This window comes from Pseudogemmobacter lacusdianii, from assembly GCF_030848395.1.
In the GTDB taxonomy this organism is placed as follows: domain Bacteria; phylum Pseudomonadota; class Alphaproteobacteria; order Rhodobacterales; family Rhodobacteraceae; genus Pseudogemmobacter; species Pseudogemmobacter lacusdianii.
The window spans coordinates 158,593-178,268 of record NZ_JAVDBT010000009.1 but is presented as its reverse complement, the minus strand read 5'-3'; the positions used below and the strand labels follow the sequence as shown (position 1 = coordinate 178,268).

Sequence of the window (19,676 nt, the reverse complement as noted above, 5' to 3'; positions counted from 1 at the left end):
GTGCATTTTCATCAAGGTTGTTCCCCTATAAGGGAGGACGCCGTATCATTTCCCCGTTGCCCTTGCTGAGGCCCCTATGGATAACCCTTCCGACCAGCCTAGCCTGCCGCGCGGCAAGCCCGCCTTTGTTCAAGACCCACACCGCGTTCGCGAGGTGGCAGAGCGCAATCTTGAAGCCGCCATTGGCCGTGAGGTGCGCAACTTCCGCCGCCAGCAGGGCATGACGGTGGCTGATCTGGCGGCGGTGACCGGGCTTTCCATTGGCATGTTGTCGAAGATTGAAAACGGCAATACCTCGCCCTCGCTGACGACATTGCAGGTGCTGAGCCATGCGTTTTCGGTGCCGGTGACCTCATTCTTCAAAAGCTATGAAGAGCGGCGCGAGGCGCAGCATGTGAAGGCGGGCGAGCATATCGAGATCGAGCGGCGCGGTACGCGGGCGGGGCACCAATATAACCTTCTCGGTCATATCGGGTCGAACTCCTCGGGCGTGGTGGTTGAGCCCTATATGATCACGCTGACGACCGAGAGCGACACTTTCCCGGCCTTCCAGCATGAGGGGTTGGAGCTTTTGTTCATGCTTGAGGGCGAGGTGGATTACCGCCACGGCGATCAGGTTTATGCGCTGAAGCCGGGGGATTCGCTCTTTTTCGACGCAGATGCGCCGCATGGGCCCGAGGTTTTGGTCAAACTGCCAGCGCGCTATCTGTCGGTGATCGCCTATCCGCAAGGCTAAGCGGGCGGCTTCCGCCTCCTAAGGATCGTCGCGCCGACTTTGGGCTTTTAACGTCTAAACTGACACGCAAACGCTGTGCGCCCCTCGGCCCAAACTGGCCGCAAGGGGCGTTTTGCGCTGGCCGGTTGCTGAGTGTCCAGCAGTCAAAACCCCTTCAGAGCTGCTCAAAACACCCGTTCAGCGGCCCGACTAAGGTGCTGATTTAATGTGCAGGAAAAAAAGTTTCTTGTGAGTTGATGGAGTGAATCTTAGCTGCTAGCGTTTGATCCAGAACGCGTCAGGGAGACGAATCCATGTGTGGCATCGTTGGGCTTTTTTTGAAGGACCCGAAGCTGGAACCGAAACTGGGCGAGATGCTGACCGAGATGTTGGTCACCATGACCGACCGGGGGCCGGATTCCGCAGGTATCGCTATTTACTCTGGGGCCCGCGATGGCCTTGGCAAGATCACCATCCAATCGCCGCAGCCTGAGGTGGATTTCGACGGGCTTGACGGCGCGCTGCATGAGGCGCTGGGCCAGCCGGTGACCATGCTGGTGAAAAGCACCCATGCGGTCTTGGAGTTGCCCGAAGATCAAATCGCAGCCGCCCGCTCGGCGCTGGCCTCTTTGCGGCCCAGCATCAAAGTGATGAGCGTGGGGGACAGCATTGAAATCTTTAAGGAAGTGGGTCTTCCGAAAGATGTGGCGGCCCGGTTCGATGTGTCGAAAATGCACGGCACCCACGGCATTGGCCACACCCGTATGGCGACCGAATCGGCGGTGACCACGATGGGCGCGCATCCGTTCTCGACCGGTTCGGATCAATGCTTGGTGCACAATGGCTCGCTCTCGAACCACAACGGTCTGCGCCGGGAACTGATCCGTCTGGGCAAGACCTTTGAGACGCAGAACGACACCGAAGTCGCCGCCGCTTATGTCAGCCAAAAGCTGGAAGAGGGCCAATCCTTGGGCGAGGCTTTGACCTCGGGGCTGGACGATCTTGACGGCTTCTACACCTTCGTCGTCGGCACCAAGAACGGCTTTGGCGTGGTGCGGGATCCGATCGCTTGCAAGCCCGCCGTTATGGCCGAGACCGACCAATATGTCGCCTTTGGCAGCGAATATCGCGCGCTGGTGAACCTGCCGGGCATCGAAGACGCCCGTGTTTGGGAGCCCGAGCCCGCCACCGTCTATTTCTGGGAGCGTTGAGAAGATGCAGAGCTTTGATCTTGGCAAAGAGGGCCTGCGGGCGCTGAACTCGGCGCTGCATGCCCTGAAGGGCCAGACCAATATGACGAAATGGGAAGTGGTTAATCCCAAAGGCGCTCATGCCATTGCGGCCGGTGTGGACGCCGAAGTCGATATCACCGTGCGCGGCTCGACCGGCTATTACTGCGCCGGGATGAACAAGCTGGCGACGATCCGTGTCAAAGGCTCGGCCGGGCCGGGTGTGGCCGAAAACATGATGTCGGGCACCGTCATCATCGACGGCAATGCCAGCCAATATGCCGGGGCCACCGGGCGCGGCGGGCTCTTGGTCATCAAGGGCGATGCCTCGTCGCGTTGCGGCGTGTCGATGAAGGGCATCAACATCGTCGTGCATGGCAGCATCGGCCATATGTCGGCCTTCATGGGCCAATCGGGCAATCTGGTGGTGCTGGGCGACGCGGGTGAGGCCTTGGGCGACAGCCTTTATGAAGCGCGGCTCTTCGTGCGTGGCAAGGTGAAATCCTTGGGCGCAGATTGCATCGAAAAAGAGATGCGCGACGAGCATTACCAGATTTTGGAAGACCTGCTGCGGCGCGGCGAGGCGGATGCGAAAGCCAAGCCGGAAGAGTTCCGTCGCTATGGCTCGGCCCGTCAGCTTTACAATTTCAACATCGACAACGCGTCGGCCTACTGAGGTCCATATGAGCGATTTTCCCACCACCCCGCCCCGCTTTTCGGCCACTTTCACCCCGGCTGTGAATGCCGAGATCCGCCGTGCTGCGGCCTCGGGCATCTATGATATCCGTGGGGCTGGCACCAAGCGCCATCTGCCGCATTTCGATGATCTGCTGTTCCTTGGCGCTTCCATCTCGCGCTATCCGCTGGAAGGCTACCGCGAGAAATGCGCGACCGACGTTTGGCTGGGCACGCGCTTTGCCAAGAAACCGATCCATCTGGATATCCCGATCACCATCGCGGGCATGAGCTTTGGCGCTTTGTCGGGCCCGGCGAAAGAAGCGCTTGGCCGTGGCGCCTCGGAAGCGGGCACCTCGACCACCACCGGTGACGGCGGCATGACCGAGGAAGAGCGCGGCCATTCCAAAACGCTGGTCTATCAATACCTTCCCAGCCGTTATGGCATGAACCCCGACGATTTGCGCCGTGCAGATGCGATCGAGGTTGTGGTCGGTCAAGGCGCCAAGCCCGGCGGCGGCGGTATGCTTCTGGGCCAAAAGATCTCGGATCGCGTGGCCAATATGCGCAACTTGCCCAAGGGCATCGACCAGCGCTCGGCCTGCCGTCACCCCGACTGGACCGGCCCGGATGATCTTGAGATCAAGATCCTTGAGCTGCGCGAAATCACCGATTGGGAAAAACCGATCTATGTGAAAGTCGGCGGCGCGCGGCCTTATTACGACACCGCTTTGGCGGTGAAAGCTGGCGCTGACGTGGTGGTCCTGGACGGGATGCAAGGTGGCACGGCGGCGACGCAAGACGTGTTCATCGAACATGTCGGCATGCCGATCCTGGCTTGCATCGGCCAAGCCGTGAAGGCGCTGCAAGACCTTGGCATGCACCGCAAAGTGCAGCTGATCGTCTCGGGCGGTATCCGGTCTGGCGCGGATGTGGCCAAGGCAATGGCTTTGGGTGCGGATGCTGTGGCCATCGGCACCGCGGCACTGATCGCTTTGGGCGACAACGACCCGGCTTTGGAGGCTGAATACCAAAAGCTGGGCACCACTGCGGGTGCCTATGACGATTGGCATGAGGGCAAAGACCCGGCCGGGATCACCACGCAAGACCCCGAGCTGATGAAGCGTTTCGACCCGGTTTTGGGCGGTCGCCGTCTGAAGAACTATCTGAAGGTGATGACGCTAGAGGCGCAGACCATTGCCCGCGCCTGCGGCAAGAATCACCTCCATAACCTTGAGCCCGAGGATCTGTGCGCTTTGACCATCGAAGCTTCCGCAATGTCGGGAGTGCCGCTGGCAGGGACGAACTGGGTCCCCGGCCGCAACGGTTTCTAAGTAAATAATAATAAAAAATATAAAATAATCAGGGAGCTAAACGAATGTCGAACGACCTTGCCAAATGGGCAAAGGACAAAGGCGTCAAATACTTCATGGTGTCTTTCACCGATCTGGCCGGGGCCCAGCGCGCAAAGCTGGTCCCCGCTCAGGCGATCAATGATGTGGTTTCCGGCGGCGCAGGTTTCGCCGGATTTGCCGCCGGTTTCGATGTGACGCCGGCGCATCCTGATACTCTGGGGATGCCCGATCCAGAGGCAGTGATTCAGCTGCCTTGGAAACCCGAAGTGGCGTGGGTTCCGGCCAATTGCAGCATGGAAGGCGATGAGCTTGCGCAGGCCCCGCGGAACGTGCTGCGCCGCGTCATCGACGAAGCCGCGAAAGAAGGATTGCGTGTGAAAACCGGCGTTGAGCCGGAATTTTTTATTCTAAGCCCTGAAGGCGACCAAATCGCCGATGCTTTCGACTGCGCCGCCAAGCCGTGCTACGATCAGCAAGCCATTATGCGCCGCTATGATATGATCGCCGAAGTCAGCGATTATATGCTGGATCTGGGCTGGGAGCCCTACCAAAGCGACCACGAGGACGCCAATGGCCAGTTCGAGATGAACTGGAAATATGACGATGTGCTGAAGACCGCAGACAAGCTGCAATTCTTCAAATTCATGCTGCGCTCGGTGGCGGAAAAGCACGGGCTGCGGGTGACTTTCATGCCCAAGCCCTTCTTGCAACTGACCGGCTCGGGCATGCATGCGCATATTTCGGCTTGGAGCTTGGATGGCAAAGACAATGCCTTCTACGACAAGGAAGGTGAGCTGGGCCTCTCGGCCAAGGGCAAGCATTTCTTGGGCGGCATCATGAAGCACGCCTCGGCCTTGGCGGCGATCACCAATCCGACGGTGAACAGCTATAAGCGCATCAACGCGCCGCGCACCTCTTCGGGATCGACTTGGGCGCCGAATACCGTGACTTGGTCGGGCGACAACCGCACCCACCTCGTGCGGGTGCCGGGCAAGGGGCGGATTGAGCTGCGGTTGCCCGATGGCGCGGCCAATGCCTATCTGATGCAGGCGGTGATCGTGGCGGCGGGTCTGGACGGCATTCGCACCAAGGCCGATCCGGGCAAGCGCTTGGACATCGATATGTACCAAGAGGGCCATAAGATCAAAAACGCGCCGCGTCTGCCGTTGAACCTGCTGGACGCTTTGCGGGCTTATGACAAGGACACCACGCTGAAGGGGCTGATGGGCAACGATTTCTCGGCTGCCTATCTGAAGACCAAGCATAAAGAGTGGGAAAGCTACGTCTCGCATATGTCGAGCTGGGAGTTGCAGAACACTTTGGATATCTGACCGAGAGGTTCCCCTTAGTCTTGGTCAATGCCTGCCCCGGACCCTTGTGGCCCGGGGCCTTTTGTCTTTGGCTGGCTTTGCGGGAGGGATGGGATTAGAGCGGAAGGCCAGCGCCGCTTAAGATGTTGGAGCCAAGATGGCCAAGCTTCCCACCGCCCGGATTGATAAACTTTTGTCCTCGATGGGCTATGGCTCGCGCCGTGAGATGGCGGCATTGGCAAAGGCGGGCGGGATTAAGCTCGATGGTCAGGCTTTGGCGGATGTCAGTGACCGCATCGCGCTGAACCCGGATTTGCCGCAGCGGATGCGGGTGGCGGGCAAGGCTTTGGACCCGCTGCAAGGGCTGGTTTTGATGCTGAACAAACCTTTGGGGATGACCTGCTCGCATAAAGAAGAGGGCGCGCTGGTTTATGAGGTTTTGCCCGAGCGGTGGCGGCGGCGCGATCCGATGATCTCGACGATTGGGCGGCTGGATAAGCAGACCTCGGGGCTTTTGTTGATGACCGATGACGGGGCTTTGTTGCACCGGGTCATCAGCCCCAAGATGCATGTGACGAAAAGCTATCTGGCGACGTTGGACCGCGATCTGCGCGGCGATGAGGGGGCGATGTTTGCCAGCGGAGAGATGATGCTGGAGGGCGAGACCAAGCCCTTGGAGCCTGCGGTGCTGGAGGTGATCTCTGAGCGACAGGCGCGGCTGACGGTGACCGAGGGGCGCTATCACCAAGTGCGCCGGATGTTTGCCGCCGTGGGCAATCATGTGACCGCTTTGCACCGCGAAAGCATGGGGCGTTTGCACCTGCCCGAGGGGCTGGATCCGGGGCAGACGAAGCTTTTGGATGCCGATGAGATCGCGCTGATCTTTGCTTAAGCGCTAAAGCTCTTCGATCGCCATCACGCCGGTCATCGCCTTGATCGCGCCGCGAATTTGCGGGTTGAGCGGGTAGCGATTGGGCAACAAGACATCAATCTCACGCCCATCGGCATCGGGCAGGCAAAGCGTGACCTGCGCGGCGTTGCGGCCTTTGACCGAGGACAAAAGCGAGGCGAGCGAGGTGATCGCCTCGGGGCGGTTGAGGTGGATGCGAATGGGCTGCGCCCCGGCCTGTTCGGCCACCGCATCAATCGGCGCGGCGGAGTTGGCCAAAAGCTTGACGCCATCGCCATCGGGATCGGCGCGGACGGTGAGGACCACGTTTTTGCCCGGCTCAAGGTGATCGCGGGCGGCTTCCAGCGTGTCGGAGAAGACCGTCACCTCATAAAGCCCGGTCGGGTCGGAAAGCTGCACAAAGGCAAAGCGGTTGCCCTTGGCCGATTTGCGTTCTTGCTTCGACGACACTGAGCCTGCGATCTTTTCAACCGAAGGGCTGCCTTTGCCGACGACCTTATTGGTCAGCTCGGTCAGGGTGAGAATACCCTTGCGCTTCAGCGCCGACATATAATCGTCAAGCGGGTGGCCCGAGAGGTAGAAGCCCACCGCCAGATGCTCATTGCCGAGGCGTTCGACTGGCAGCCAATCGTCACGGAACGGCAGCCGCGGCTCGGGGATATCCGAGCCGGAATCGCCAAAGAGCGAGACTTGGTTCGAGTTCTTCGCCTCATGGATCGCGGCGGAATAGGCGACGAGCGAATCCAAAGCCTCAAACACCCGCGCGCGGCTGGGCTCGAGCTGGTCGAAGGCGCCAGCGCGGGCCAGCATTTCCAAGGGGCGCTTGCCAACGCGCTTCAGATCCACCCGGCGGGCGAAATCGAAGATGGATTTAAAGGGCGTCTCGACGCCGTCGACATTGCGCGCATTGACGATCAGCGACATCGCATCAACGCCGACGTTCTTCAGCGCGCCAAGACCGTAGATGACTTTGCCCTCGCGGGTGTCGAATTTCTCAAGGCTGCGGTTGAGGCAAGGTGGGATGGTGTCGATGCCCAGCTTGTCCAATTCGCGCTTATAAACGGCGAGCTTTTCGGTGAGATGAAGGTCGCAGTTCATCACCCCGGCCATGAATTCGACCGGGTGGTTGGCCTTCATCCATGCGGTTTGGTAGCTGACCACCGCATAGGCGGCGGCGTGGGATTTGTTGAAGCCGTAGTTGGCGAATTTCTCCAGCAGGTCAAAAACCTCGCCGGATTTCTTGGCATCAACGCCGTGGGTCTTGGTGCAGCCTTCGATAAACTTGGGCCGCTCTTTCGCCATTTCCTCGGCGATTTTTTTACCCATCGCGCGGCGCAAAAGGTCAGCGCCGCCAAGCGAGTAGCCCGCCATGACCTGCGCGATCTGCATCACCTGTTCTTGGTAAACGATGATGCCTTGGGTCTCTTTGAGGATATGGTCGATGGTCGGGTGCAGGGGCTCAATCTCGCGCAGCCCGTTCTTCACCTCGCAATAGGTGGGGATGTTCTCCATAGGGCCGGGGCGATACAAAGCCACCAGAGCCACGATGTCTTCGATGCAAGTGGGCTTCATGCGCCGCAGCGCATCCATCATGCCCGAGCTTTCCACCTGGAAGACGGCGACGGTCTTGGCCTCGGAGTAAAGCTTGTAGCTGGCCGGGTCATCCAAGGGGATATGGCCGATGTCATTCTCGGCCCCGGGCTTCGGCTCGTAAAGCTGGGTGCCGTTCTGGTCGACATGCAGGGGGCGGCCCGATTTCAGGACCAGCCGGATCGCCTCTTGAATGACGGTCAGCGTCTTCAGCCCGAGGAAGTCGAACTTCACCAGACCGGCGGCTTCGACCCATTTCATGTTGAACTGGGTCGCGGGCATATCCGAGCGCGGGTCGCGGTAAAGCGGCACCAGCTCGTCCAAGGGGCGGTCGCCGATCACCACCCCGGCGGCGTGGGTGCCGGCGGAGCGGTAAAGGCCTTCGATCTTCTCGGCATAGTTGAGAAGGCGTTCCACCACCTCTTCCTTGGCGGCTTCGCGCAAGCGCGGCTCATCGGCCAGCGCCTTGGTGATGGAGACGGGCTTCGGCCCTTCCATCGGGATCATCTTCGATAGCCGATCCACCTGGCCATAGGAGAGTTGCAGCACGCGGCCCACGTCGCGGACGGCGGCTTTCGACATCAAGCCGCCGAAGGTGATGATCTGGGCCACCTTGTCGCGGCCGTATTTCTCTTGCACGTAGCGGATCACCTCTTCGCGGCGGTCCATGCAAAAGTCGATATCGAAGTCCGGCATCGAGACCCGCTCGGGGTTGAGGAACCGCTCGAAGAGCAGCGCATAGCGCAAAGGGTCAAGGTCGGTGATGGTCAGCACATAGGCCACCAAGGAGCCCGCGCCCGAGCCCCGGCCCGGGCCGACCGGGATGCCTTGGGTTTTGCCCCATTTGATGAAGTCAGCCACGATGAGGAAGTAGCCGGGGAAGCCCATCCTCTCGATGATGCCCAGCTCGAAGGTCAGGCGTTCTTCGTATTCTTCGCGCGGGGCGGCCATTGGGATCACGGCGAGGCGGGCCTCAAGCCCTTCCCATGCCTGACGGCGGAGTTCTTCAACCTCATCGGCGGCGAAGATCGGCAGGATCGGTTTGCGCTTATAGGCCATGAAGGCGCAGCGCTTGGCGATCTCGACGGTGTTCTCCAAAGCTTCCGGCAGATCGGCGAAAAGCGCGCACATCTCGGCTTCGGATTTGAAGTAATGCTGCGGCGTCAGGCGGCGGCGCGGCTCGTTCTGGTCGACATAAGCGCCCTCGGCGATGCAGAGGAGCGCATCATGCGCCTCAAACATATCGGGCTTGGGGAAGTAGACATCATTGGTGGCCACGAGCGGCAGGCCCAGCTCATAGGCCAGTTCCACCTGCGCGCGCTCGGTTGCGGCCTCGGCAGGGGGCAGGCGGCCGGTTTCCAGCGGGTGGCGTTGCAGCTCGATATAAAGCCGGTCGGGGAAGGCGGCGGCGAGGCGATCGACCAAAGCGCGGGCCTTTGGTGTCTGGCCCGCTTGGATAAGCTTGCCCAAGGGGCCTTCCGGACCGCCGGTCAGGCAGATCAGCCCCTCGGCATAGGTTTCCAGCTCATCTGGCGTGATATGCGGCAGCTGACCATCTTCCCGCATATAAAGGCAGGAGTTCAGCTTCATGAGGTTCATGTAGCCGGCCTCGGTCTGCGCCAAAAGCACCAAGGGGGCAGGCACGCGGGGCTTTTCACCGGGCTGGCCGGGGTCAAAGGCCAGCGTCATTTGGCAGCCAACAATCGGTTGCACACCGGCGTCCTTGGCGTGGCTGGAAAACTCCAAGGCACAGAACATATTGTTGGAATCGGTGACCGCGATGGCGGGCATGTTCATACCAGCGGCGGTCTTCACCAGCTTTTTCACCGGCACAGCGCCTTCAAGAAGGCTGTGTTCGGTATGGGTGCGAAGGTGGATGAATCGAGGCGTGCCAGACATGCGCCCAAGGTAGGGCTGGGGGCCTGTCGCGGCAAGCCCCGGCCTTAGGGCGCGCGGCCTGCATGGCGCAGCGGAAGCCGTTGGTTGATTATTGCGAAGTCAGGGGTAATCCGGCGTGATTATCTTCCAAAGCCCAAAGGTGCTTCGCATTCACCAATTAAAATTCTGCTTGCCTTGAATCGCCCTCGGCCCCTTCATAGAAGGCAATGACAAGGGTGCATTGACCGTTTTACGCCGCATCGGGCGGTCATGCGCAGGGCCCTGACTGGGGAGAAGGCGGCGGACTGACCAAATGACCGGACCAGCTATGAAGCCAGAGTCTGGGGCGCCGTCTGGCATCTCGTTCCTGTTGAATGGATCCGCAGTGCGTGTCGAGGGTGAAAGCCCGACGCGCACTTTGCTGGATTGGCTGCGCGAGACGCGCGGGCTTTGTGGCACCAAAGAAGGCTGCAATGAGGGCGATTGCGGGGCCTGCACGGTGATGGTCACCGATGCGCAGGGTTCAAAATCGCTGAACGCTTGCATCCTGCTCTTGCCCCAGTTGCAGGGCAAAGCGGTGCGCACGGTTGAGGGGATTTCCGGCCCCAAGGGTGAGCCGCATCCGGTGCAAAGCGCGATGGTCACCCATCACGGCAGCCAATGCGGCTTCTGCACGCCGGGCTTTGTGGTCTCGATGGCGGTGGCCCATGCCAATGGCGCGCGCGATCACGACGATCAACTGGCGGGGAACCTGTGTCGCTGCACCGGCTATGCGCCGATCATCCGCGCGGCGGAAGCGGCGGCGGCTGAGCCTGTGCCAGAGTGGATGACCTCGGATGCTTCGGCTTTGGCGGAGCTTGGCGCCTCGGCTGTGCCGGGGGCGTTCCGGCCGCAAAGTGGCGATGAGCTGGCGGCATGGTATGCGGCCAACCCCGAGGCGGTGCTGATCGCAGGCGCCACCGATGTCGGGCTTTGGGTCACCAAACAGCTGCGTGATCTGACGCCAGTGGCGTTTTTGAACGGCGCGGCGGATTTGCAAAAGATCGAGCGCGAGGGCGAGACTTTGCGCATTGGCGCGGGCGTCACCATCACCGATCTGCGCGCGGCAGTTGAGGATTTGCATCCTTCCTTGGCCGAGATGCTGCGGCGCTATTCCAGCACGCAGGTGCGCAATGCCGCGACGATCGGCGGCAATATTGCCAATGGCTCGCCCATCGGCGACGGCCCTCCGGCTTTGATCGCTTTGGGGGCGACCTTGCATCTGCGCAAGGGCGATGCGCGGCGGCAGATGCCGCTGGAAGATTTCTTCTTGGAATACCGCAAGCAAGACCGCCAGCCGGGCGAGTTTGTCGAAGCGGTGACGATGCCCGCCAGCGCACCCGCTTTGCGCTGCTACAAGCTTTCGAAACGTTTCGATCAGGACATCTCGGCGGTCTGCGGTTGCTTCAATGTCACCGTTGAAGCGGGTCGCGTGACCGAGGCCCGCATCGCCTTTGGCGGCATGGCGGGAACGCCGAAACGTGCCGCGATGGCTGAGGCGGCGCTGATGGGTCAGGCGTGGAACCTTGAGACGGTGCAGGCCGCGATGCAAGCGATGGCGCAGGATTACCAGCCGATGACGGATATGCGCGCCTCTGCCGCTTACCGCATGAAAGCCGCGCAAAACATGATGTTGCGCTATTTCCACGATCTTGCAGGCCTGCCTGTCTCGGTGCTGGAGGTCGAAGCATGAGCGTCGGTAAACCGCTTCCCCACGATTCCGCGCCGCTGCATGTGACCGGTCAAGCGCGCTATCTGGATGATATTCCGCTGCCAAGCGGCACTTTGCATCTGGCCTTTGGGCTTTCGACCATTGCCTGTGGGCAGATCACCTCGATGGACCTCTCGGCGGTGCGTTCGGCTCCCGGCGTGCGTCAGGTCATCACCGCCGAGGATCTGGTCGAAGCTTTCCACGAGATCCCCGACTGCTCGCCCTCATTGGGGGATGAGCCGCTTTTGACCTCGACCCGGATCGAGTTTCACGCCCGGCCCATGTTCATCGTGGTGGCCGACAGCCATTTGGCGGCGCGCAAAGCGGCGCGTAAGGCGCAGATCAGCTATGCCGAAGAACCGGCTTTGCTGACCCCGGAAGAGGCGCTGGCGGCCAATTCGCGCTTTGAGGATGGACCCTCGATCTGGGCGCGGGGCGATGCGGCTGCGGCGATTGCGGCGGCTCCGCATGTGCTGGAAGGCGATCTTGAGGTTGGTGGCCAAGAGCATTTCTATCTTGAGGGCCATATCGCGGCGGCAATCCCCGGCGATGACGGCGGGATGCATATCTATTCCTCGACCCAGCACCCGACCGAGGTGCAGCATAAGATCGCCCATGCTTTGCATCTGCCGATGTCGGCGGTGCGGGTGGAGACGCGGCGGATGGGCGGCGGCTTTGGCGGCAAGGAAAGCCAAGGCAACTGGCCGGCGATTGCCTGTGCGGTGGCGGCTCGGCTGACCGGGCGCGCCTGCAAAATGCGCTACGACCGCGACGATGATATGGTGGTGACCGGCAAGCGCCATGACATCAAGATCCGCTATAAGGTGGGCTATGATGAGCAGGGCTATGTGCTGGGGGTGGATTTCACCCACCTTCTGCGTTGCGGCTGGTCTCAGGATCTGTCGCTGCCGGTGGCTGACCGGGCCATGCTGCATGCCGAGAACTGCTATTGGATGCCGAATATCCGCATCGAAAGCCACCGGCTGAAGACCAACACCGCCTCGGGCACGGCCTATCGTGGCTTTGGTGGCCCGCAGGGGATCATCGGGGCCGAGCGGGTGATGGATCACATCGCCTTCGCGCTGAAATTGGATCCGGTTGAGGTGCGGCGGCGGAATTACTACCGCGATATGGCGGGCGCTGCGGGGGCGGAGAAGGCGGGTCCCGGCACCGGCAAGCCCTTTGGCGGCGCACATTCGCCGAAAGGTCATGTGCCTGAGGTCCAGACCACACATTACAACATGCCGGTCGAGGATTTCATCGGCGGCGCGATGACCGAAGAGCTGTTGGCGACGTCGGATTACGCCCGCCGCAAGGAAGAGATTGCGGCTTGGAACGCCAAAAGCCCGATCTTGAAGCGCGGCATCGGCTTTAGCCCGGTGAAGTTCGGGATCTCTTTCACACTGACTTGGCTGAACCAAGCCGGGGCTTTGGTGCATGTCTATCAAGATGGCTCGGTGCACCTGAACCACGGCGGCACCGAGATGGGGCAGGGGCTGAACCAAAAGGTGGCGCAGGTTGTGGCCTCGGTCTTTGGTCTGGAGGCCGAACAGGTGCGGATCACCCCCACCGACACGGGCAAGGTGCCTAATACTTCGGCCACAGCGGCCTCGTCTGGCTCGGATCTCAATGGCATGGCCTCGCGCGATGCGGCCGAGAAGATCCGCGACCGGATGGCGGCGCATTTGGCCGAAAAGCACCAAAGCGCGACCGATCAGGTGCGCTTTGCGGAGGGGCGGGTGAGCGTGGCAGGCGAGAGCTACACGTTTGAAGAGGTCGCCGCCTCGGCCTATCAGGCGCGGGTGTCCCTGTCGTCGACGGGCTATTACGCCACGCCCAAGATCACTTGGGACCGGGTGCGCGGCCAAGGCCGGCCGTTTTACTATTTCGCTTACGGGGTGGCGATCTCTGAGGTGGTGATCGACACTTTGACCGGCGAGAACCGCATTTTGCGGGCGGATATCCTGCATGACACCGGATCAAGCTTGAACCCGGCATTGGACATTGGTCAGGTCGAAGGCGCTTATGTGCAAGGCGCGGGCTGGCTGACCACGGAAGAGCTGGTCTGGGATGCCAAAGGCCGTTTGGCGACCCATGCGCCCTCGACCTATAAGATCCCGGCCTGTTCGGACCGGCCGCGGACCTTCAATGTCGCCCTTTGGGAGCGGCCCAACCCCGAGGATTCGGTTGGGAAATCCAAAGCTGTGGGCGAGCCGCCGTTCAACCTTGGCATCTCGGCCTTCTTGGCTTTGTCGCATGCGGTGGAAGCCTGCGGCACGGGTCAGATCTATCCCGACCTGCGCGCCCCTGCCACGGCCGAGGCCGTTTTGGCAGCGGTTGACCGGGTTCGGGGGGGCATCTGATGCTAGATCTGGCGCAGCTGCGCGCAGCAGTAGTGGCGCATGGCCCGCTGGTGCGCGTGGTTGTGGCAGGCCACGAAGGCTCATCCCCGCGCGAGGCGGGGGCCGAGATGTTGGTCTGGCAGGACGGCCAAAGCGGCACCATCGGCGGCGGCACGCTTGAGTTTGAGGCGGTGGCGCGGGCAAGGGCCTTGCTTGAGCGCAGCGGTGCGCCGGTTTTGACGCGCATCCCCTTGGGCCCGGCTTTGGGTCAATGCTGTGGCGGCTCGGTCAGCTTGGTCTCACATCTGCTGGACGCGGCGGCGCTGGCTGCGATGGAGGGGCAGGCTTTGGTCGCCACCGGGCAGGGCGAGATGCCTCTGGCGGTGCGCCGATTGCTGAGCGCGGCGCGCGGGCAAGGGCAGTCTAGCCTGGCGCGACTGGTCGAAGGCTGGCTGGTGGAGCCCGTCACTTTGCCCAAGCGGCAGCTTTGGATTTGGGGGGCCGGTCATGTGGGCCGCGCGATGGTTGCGGTCTTTGAGCCACTGCCCGATTTTGAGATCACTTGGATCGACACCAGCCGCGCGCGCTTTCCCGAGGCGATCCCGGAGAGCGTGACGCCGATCTGGTCGGAGCGGCCAGAGGCCTTGGCCGCGCATGCGCCGCCCAATGCCGAGCATCTGATTCTCACCTATTCTCATGCCTTGGATTTGGAGCTGTGTCATCGGCTTCTGGGGCGGGGGTTTGACTGGCTGGGCCTGATTGGCTCGGCGACAAAATGGGCGCGGTTCCGGTCGCGTCTGCGTGGTTTGGGGCACCAAGCTCTTGCCATTGATCGCATCACATGCCCTATCGGCGATCGGAGTTTGGGCAAGCATCCACAAGCCATTGCCATCGGCGTGGCGGTCCAACTGATGAATATCACACAGAAATCCGAGACGGAGATCACGGGTGACAGGGACAGTACGGGACGAAAACAGCGGGGCCAGCCGGCCTGAGCTGCTTAAAATCACCGGCGTGACGAAAGCCTATCCCGGGGTGGTTGCCAACAGCGATGTTGGCTTCACCGTGGGCGAGGGTGAGGTGCATGCTTTGCTGGGCGAGAACGGCGCGGGCAAGTCCACGCTGGTCAAAATGATCTATGGCCTTGTGCGGCCCGACAGCGGCTCAATGCGGTTTCGTGGGCAGGCCTATGCGCCGATGAAGCCCGCCGAGGCGCGGCGCTTGGGCGTGGCGATGGTGTTTCAGCACTTCAGCCTGTTCGAGGCGCTGAATGTGGCCGAGAACGTCGCGCTTGGCATGGAAAGCCCGCCGCCAATGCGCGAGCTGGCCAGCAAGATCCGCGCGGTCTCGGAAGAATACGGGCTGCCTTTGGACCCCGACCGGATGGTCGGTGATCTCTCGGCAGGTGAGCGGCAGCGGGTCGAGATCATCCGCTGTCTGCTGCAAGATCCGAAGCTTCTCATCATGGATGAGCCGACCTCTGTTCTGACGCCGCAAGAGGTGGAGATCCTGTTCCGCACCCTGCGCCAGCTTTCGGCGGAAGGCACGGCGATCCTTTATATCAGCCATAAGCTCGAAGAGATTCGCGCGCTTTGCGATGAGGCAACGATCCTGCGGCGCGGTAAGGTGGTGGGCACCTGCACCCCACGCGAGCGCAGTGCGCGTGAACTGGCTGAGATGATGGTGGGCACGAGTTTGACCCCGCCCGAGCGGCATCCCGGAGAGAAGGGCGAGGTGGCTTTGGGCGTCTCGGGGCTTTCCGTCAAGAGCCCGATTCCCTTTGGCACCAGCCTGAAGGATGTCTCTTTTACCGTCGCCAAGGGCGAGGTTCTGGGCATCGCGGGCGTCGCTGGCAATGGCCAGGATGAGCTGCTTCTGGCTTTGTCGGGAGAGCTGAAAGTGGCCGCGGACCGGCTGCGGATCCTGAGCCAGCCGGCGGGCGATTTGGGCCCGGTGGAGCGGCGCGCCAAGGGTTTGGTCTCGGCCCCCGAGGACCGCTATGGCCATGCGGCAGCACCGGATATGAGCTTGATCGAGAACGCGTTTCTGACCGGCTCGCAGCGGCGAGGTTTGGTGAAGAAGGGCTTCATCGATTGGGCAAAGACCCGCGCCTTCGCCGAAGAGGTGATCGCGGAATATGATGTGCGCACCCCGGGGCCGGATGTCGCGGCGCGGGCCTTGTCGGGCGGGAATTTGCAGAAGTTTCTGGTCGGGCGTGAGCTGAACCAGAGCCCGAGCGTGATCGTGATCAACCAGCCGACTTGGGGCGTCGATGCGGCGGCAGCTGCGGCGATCCGTCAGGCAATCTTGGACCGTGCGGCCTCTGGGGCGGCGGTGGTGGTGATCAGCCAAGACCTTGATGAGCTGTTGGAGGTCTCGGATTCCTTTGCGGTGCTGAACGAGGGGCGGCTGACGAAGCCCGTTCCGGTGCAGGGGCTGACCATGGATCAGATCGGTCTGATGATGGGCGGCGCGCATGGGATGGAGGTGGCGCATCATGCAAGCTGAGCGTCTGAGAGTTGCCGGCGGCGGGGGCCAGCCCCGTCGCCCATTGGTTCTTGAACCAATGGCGAACACAATGGGCGACCCCCGGAGTATTTTCGTCAAGATGAAGGGCTTAGCGGATTTGAGAAAGTGGGAGGGGCGTGATGATCAGGCTTGAAAAGCGACCAACGCCCAGCCGGTTCTGGCTTTATGCGACACCTCCGGTTGCGGTTTTGCTGACCATGATCGTGGGGGGGATTCTCTTTGCGGTGATGGGCAAGAACCCGGTTGAGGTGATCCGCACGATCTTTTGGGATCCGCTCTTTGGCGAGTTCGCCTTCTATCTGCGCGGCCAACTTTTGGTGAAAGCCGGGCCGCTGATCCTGATCGCCATTGGTCTGGCCTTGGGCTTCCGGGCCGGGATCTGGAATATCGGTGCCGAGGGGCAATATATCATGGGCGCGATCATTGGCGCCTCGGTCGGTTTGGCGGTGTTTCCGACGGAAAACCGGCTGATCTTTCCGGTGATGGTGCTGGCGGGCGCCTTTGGCGGCTGGGCTTGGGCGATGATCCCGGCGATCTTGAAAACGCGGTTCAACACCAATGAGATCTTGGTCTCTTTGATGCTGGTCTATGTGGCGCAGACCATCTTGGCCAAGGCCTCGACCTCATTCTTGAAGAATCCCGAAGGTATGGGGTTCCCGGGCAGCCGCAACTTCTCGAGCTATCCGGCGGCGCAGAATGGCTATTTGATTGAAGGGCTTGGGCTGCATTGGGGCGGGGTGGCGGCGCTGGTGACGGCGGTGCTGATCTATATCTTGCTCACCCGCCATATCGCGGGCTTCCAGATCCGGCTGGCGGGGCAAGCGCCACGGGCGGCCCGATTCCACGGCGTCAATCCGACGCGATTGGTGGTTTTGTGCATGGGGATCTCGGGCGCGCTGGCGGGGCTGGCGGGGCTTTTCGAGGTCACCGGGCCTGCGGGGCAGATCACCATCGATTTCAACACCGGTTATGGCTTCACCGCGATCATCGTGGCCTTCCTTGGCCGGTTGAACCCGCTGGGGATCGTGCTGGCGGGCTTTTTGATGGCGCTGACCTATGTGGGCGGCGAGATGGCCTCGACCAATCTCGGCCTGCCGGCAGCGGCGGTGCAGGTGTTCCAAGGCATGTTGCTGTTCTTCCTTTTGGGCGTTGATGTGCTGACCAATTACCGCTTCCGCCTGTCGGGCGGGGCTGCAGTGGCGGGGGCGAAGTGATGGATTTTGGCGGTATCAATCCGGTCATTTTGATCGCGGGGCTGATGGCGACCTCGGTGCCGATCCTTTTGGCGGCCTTGGGCGAGGCGGTGGTCGAGCGCTCGGGCGTGCTGAATCTGGGCGTCGAAGGCATGATGATCATCGGCGCTTTGGGCGGCTTTGTCGTGGCCGTGCACACCGGGAGCCCCTTTATGGGCTTTGTCGGAGGCGCCATCGCGGGGGCCGTGCTCAGCATGATCTTCGCGGCTTTGACCCAAGTCTTTCTGGCCAATCAGGTGGCAACGGGGCTTGCGCTGACGCTGTTCGGCCTTGGGGTCAGCTCGCTGGGGGGGCAGGGCTATAACGGCATCAAGCCGCCGGCGACGACCGGGCTTTTGCCGGATGCTTTGGCGCAGATCCCGGTCGCGGGACCGATCCTTTTTGGTCATGATGCGGTGGTTTATTTCAGCATCTTGATGACGGCCGCCACTTGGTATGTGCTGAAATTCACCCGCATTGGCCTGATCATTCGGGCCGTGGGCGAAAGCCATGATGCGGCCCATGCTTTGGGCTATAAGGTCAACCGCATCCGGCTGATGTGCATCATGTTCGGTGGTGCGATGGCCGGAATCGGTGGGGCTTACGTCAGCCTTGTGCGGGTGCCGCAATGGGTGGACGGGATCACTGCCGGTGCGGGCTGGATCGCGCTTGCGATCGTGGTCTTTGCCAGCTGGAAACCGTGGCGTGTGCTTGCAGGGGCCTATCTTTTCGGCGGCATCTCGGTCTTGCAGCTGAACTTGCAAGCGGCAGGCTCTGCGATCCCTGTCGAGTACTTGTCGATGGCCCCTTATGTGCTAACCATCATCGTGTTGGTGATCATGTCCTCGGGGCGGCGCAAGGCTGCCGTCGGCGCTCCTGCCAGCCTTGGACAGAACTTCCATGCCTCGCGCTGAGGCTTTTGCAAAACGCGGCGCAAACCAGCCGCCACTACGGGGAGAGACCGGAATGAAACGCAGACATCTGCTTGCCAGCGCCTCGCTGGCTTTGGGAATGGCCTTTGGCGGCAGCGCCTTTGCGCAAGGTCTGGACAAGGTGAAAGCCTGCTTCGTCTATGTTGGCCCGATCGGCGATGGCGGCTGGACCTACCAGCACCATGAAGGCGCTTTGGCGCTGCAAGCCGAATACGGTGACAAGGTCGAGATCCAGTACCAAGAAAGCGTGCCGGAAGGCGCCGATGCTGAGCGCGTCTTGACCCAAATGGCTCTGGGCGGCTGCAATATCATCTTTGCAACCTCCTTCGGCTATATGGACCCGGTCAATGCGATCGCGGGCAAATTCCCGAATGTGAAGTTCGAGCATGCCACCGGCTTCAAGCGCGACCATGCCAACGTCTCGACCTATAACGCACGCTTCTACGAAGGCCGTGCGGTGCAAGGCACCATTGCGGGCATGATGACCAAGTCGAACAAAATCGGCTACATCGGCTCTTTCCCGATCCCGGAAGTGATGAATGGCATCAACGCCTATTATCTGGCCGCCAAGAAGGTGAACCCCGAGGTTGAGCTGTCGGTGGTTTGGGCCTTCACCTGGTTTGACCCGGCAAAAGAGGCCGATTCGGCCAAAGCTTTGATCGACCAAGGCGTCGATGTCATCGCAGCCCACACCGATTCGACCGCACCTTTGGCGGAAGCTGCCAAGACCAATGGCGCTGTGATCGGCTTCGGTCAGGCTTCGGATATGACCGCCTATAAGCCTTCGCCGCGGGTGTCCTCGATCATCGACAACTGGGCGCCCTACTATGTGAAGCGCGTGGGTGCTTTGCTGGATGGCAGCTATGAGCAGGCCGATATCTGGGCCGGTATCGTCGATGGCGAAGTGGAAATCGGTGAGATCACTGATGCGGTTCCGGCCGAGGTGAAGGCCGCTGCCGAGAAGGTGCGCGACGATATCGCCGCTGGCACGCTGCATGCCTTCACCGGCCCGATCAAGAAGCAAGACGGCTCGGAATGGCTGGCTGATGGCGTGACCGCGCCGGATGGCGACCTGCTGGGCATGGATTTCTTCGTCGAAGGCATCACCGCCGAAGTGCCGAAGTGATCTGAGCCAGGTTTGCGAGAAAGGCCCGCCCCTTGTGGCGGGCCTTTTTCATTCTGTGCCAAGTGATGATTGGCAGGCGTCGCCCGTATCGGCTTTGAAATTG

At 61.5% G+C, this 19,676-nt stretch carries 14 protein-coding genes; 13 read left to right on the top strand and 1 reads right to left on the bottom strand.

The window, feature by feature from the left end:
- The first annotated feature begins 76 nt into the window (after positions 1-76).
- From Q9295_RS11205 to Q9295_RS11180, 6 genes are all read left to right on the top strand, one after another.
- Complete coding sequence (locus Q9295_RS11205; RefSeq protein WP_306680654.1) at positions 77-736, top strand: helix-turn-helix domain-containing protein; 660 nt, start codon at positions 77-79, stop codon at positions 734-736.
- A gap of 293 nt (positions 737-1,029) precedes the next feature.
- Positions 1,030-1,926: a class II glutamine amidotransferase gene (locus tag Q9295_RS11200; protein WP_306680653.1), complete on the top strand. Its 897-nt coding sequence runs from the start codon at positions 1,030-1,032 to the stop codon at positions 1,924-1,926.
- Positions 1,927-1,930: 4 nt separating this feature from the next.
- Complete coding sequence (locus tag Q9295_RS11195) at positions 1,931-2,620, top strand: GXGXG domain-containing protein (RefSeq protein WP_306680652.1); 690 nt, start codon at positions 1,931-1,933, stop codon at positions 2,618-2,620.
- Between the two features lie 7 nt (positions 2,621-2,627).
- Entirely contained in the window at positions 2,628-3,953 is a 1,326-nt protein-coding gene (locus Q9295_RS11190) for an FMN-binding glutamate synthase family protein (protein WP_306680651.1), read from the top strand.
- A gap of 44 nt (positions 3,954-3,997) precedes the next feature.
- Complete coding sequence (gene glnT / locus Q9295_RS11185) at positions 3,998-5,305, top strand: type III glutamate--ammonia ligase (protein ID WP_306680650.1); 1,308 nt, start codon at positions 3,998-4,000, stop codon at positions 5,303-5,305.
- Between the two features lie 136 nt (positions 5,306-5,441).
- Positions 5,442-6,176, top strand: coding sequence for a pseudouridine synthase (locus Q9295_RS11180; protein WP_306680649.1), 735 nt, complete (start codon positions 5,442-5,444; stop codon positions 6,174-6,176).
- A gap of 3 nt (positions 6,177-6,179) precedes the next feature.
- Here the strand turns inward: Q9295_RS11180 and dnaE are convergent, their stop codons facing one another.
- Complete coding sequence (gene dnaE, locus Q9295_RS11175; RefSeq protein ID WP_306680648.1) at positions 6,180-9,683, bottom strand: DNA polymerase III subunit alpha; 3,504 nt, start codon at positions 9,681-9,683, stop codon at positions 6,180-6,182.
- Positions 9,684-9,975: 292 nt separating this feature from the next.
- Between dnaE and xdhA the strand changes: the two genes are divergently transcribed.
- From xdhA to Q9295_RS11140, 7 genes are all read left to right on the top strand, one after another.
- The gene (gene xdhA, locus Q9295_RS11170) at positions 9,976-11,394 is read left to right on the top strand and encodes a xanthine dehydrogenase small subunit (protein WP_306680647.1); all 1,419 of its coding nucleotides are present in this window, start codon (positions 9,976-9,978) and stop codon (positions 11,392-11,394) included.
- Positions 11,391-13,775 (top strand): xanthine dehydrogenase molybdopterin binding subunit, encoded by a 2,385-nt coding sequence (gene xdhB, locus Q9295_RS11165; RefSeq protein ID WP_306680646.1) that lies wholly within the window; start codon positions 11,391-11,393, stop codon positions 13,773-13,775. The genes xdhA and xdhB overlap by 4 nt, the downstream gene beginning before the upstream one ends.
- A complete protein-coding gene (gene xdhC / locus Q9295_RS11160) occupies positions 13,775-14,749 on the top strand; it encodes a xanthine dehydrogenase accessory protein XdhC (protein ID WP_306680645.1) in 975 nt (324 codons plus the stop codon). Before xdhB ends, xdhC begins: the two co-directional genes overlap by 1 nt.
- Positions 14,703-16,262, top strand: a complete 1,560-nt coding sequence (locus tag Q9295_RS11155; protein ID WP_306680644.1) for an ABC transporter ATP-binding protein — start codon at positions 14,703-14,705, stop codon at positions 16,260-16,262. The genes xdhC and Q9295_RS11155 overlap by 47 nt, the downstream gene beginning before the upstream one ends.
- Before the next feature lie 140 nt (positions 16,263-16,402).
- Positions 16,403-17,497: an ABC transporter permease gene (locus tag Q9295_RS11150; protein ID WP_306680643.1), complete on the top strand. Its 1,095-nt coding sequence runs from the start codon at positions 16,403-16,405 to the stop codon at positions 17,495-17,497.
- Positions 17,497-18,429 (top strand): ABC transporter permease, encoded by a 933-nt coding sequence (locus Q9295_RS11145; RefSeq protein WP_306680642.1) that lies wholly within the window; start codon positions 17,497-17,499, stop codon positions 18,427-18,429. Before Q9295_RS11150 ends, Q9295_RS11145 begins: the two co-directional genes overlap by 1 nt.
- A gap of 52 nt (positions 18,430-18,481) precedes the next feature.
- Positions 18,482-19,573, top strand: a complete 1,092-nt coding sequence (locus Q9295_RS11140) for a BMP family ABC transporter substrate-binding protein (protein WP_306680641.1) — start codon at positions 18,482-18,484, stop codon at positions 19,571-19,573.
- Positions 19,574-19,676: the final 103 nt, after the last annotated feature.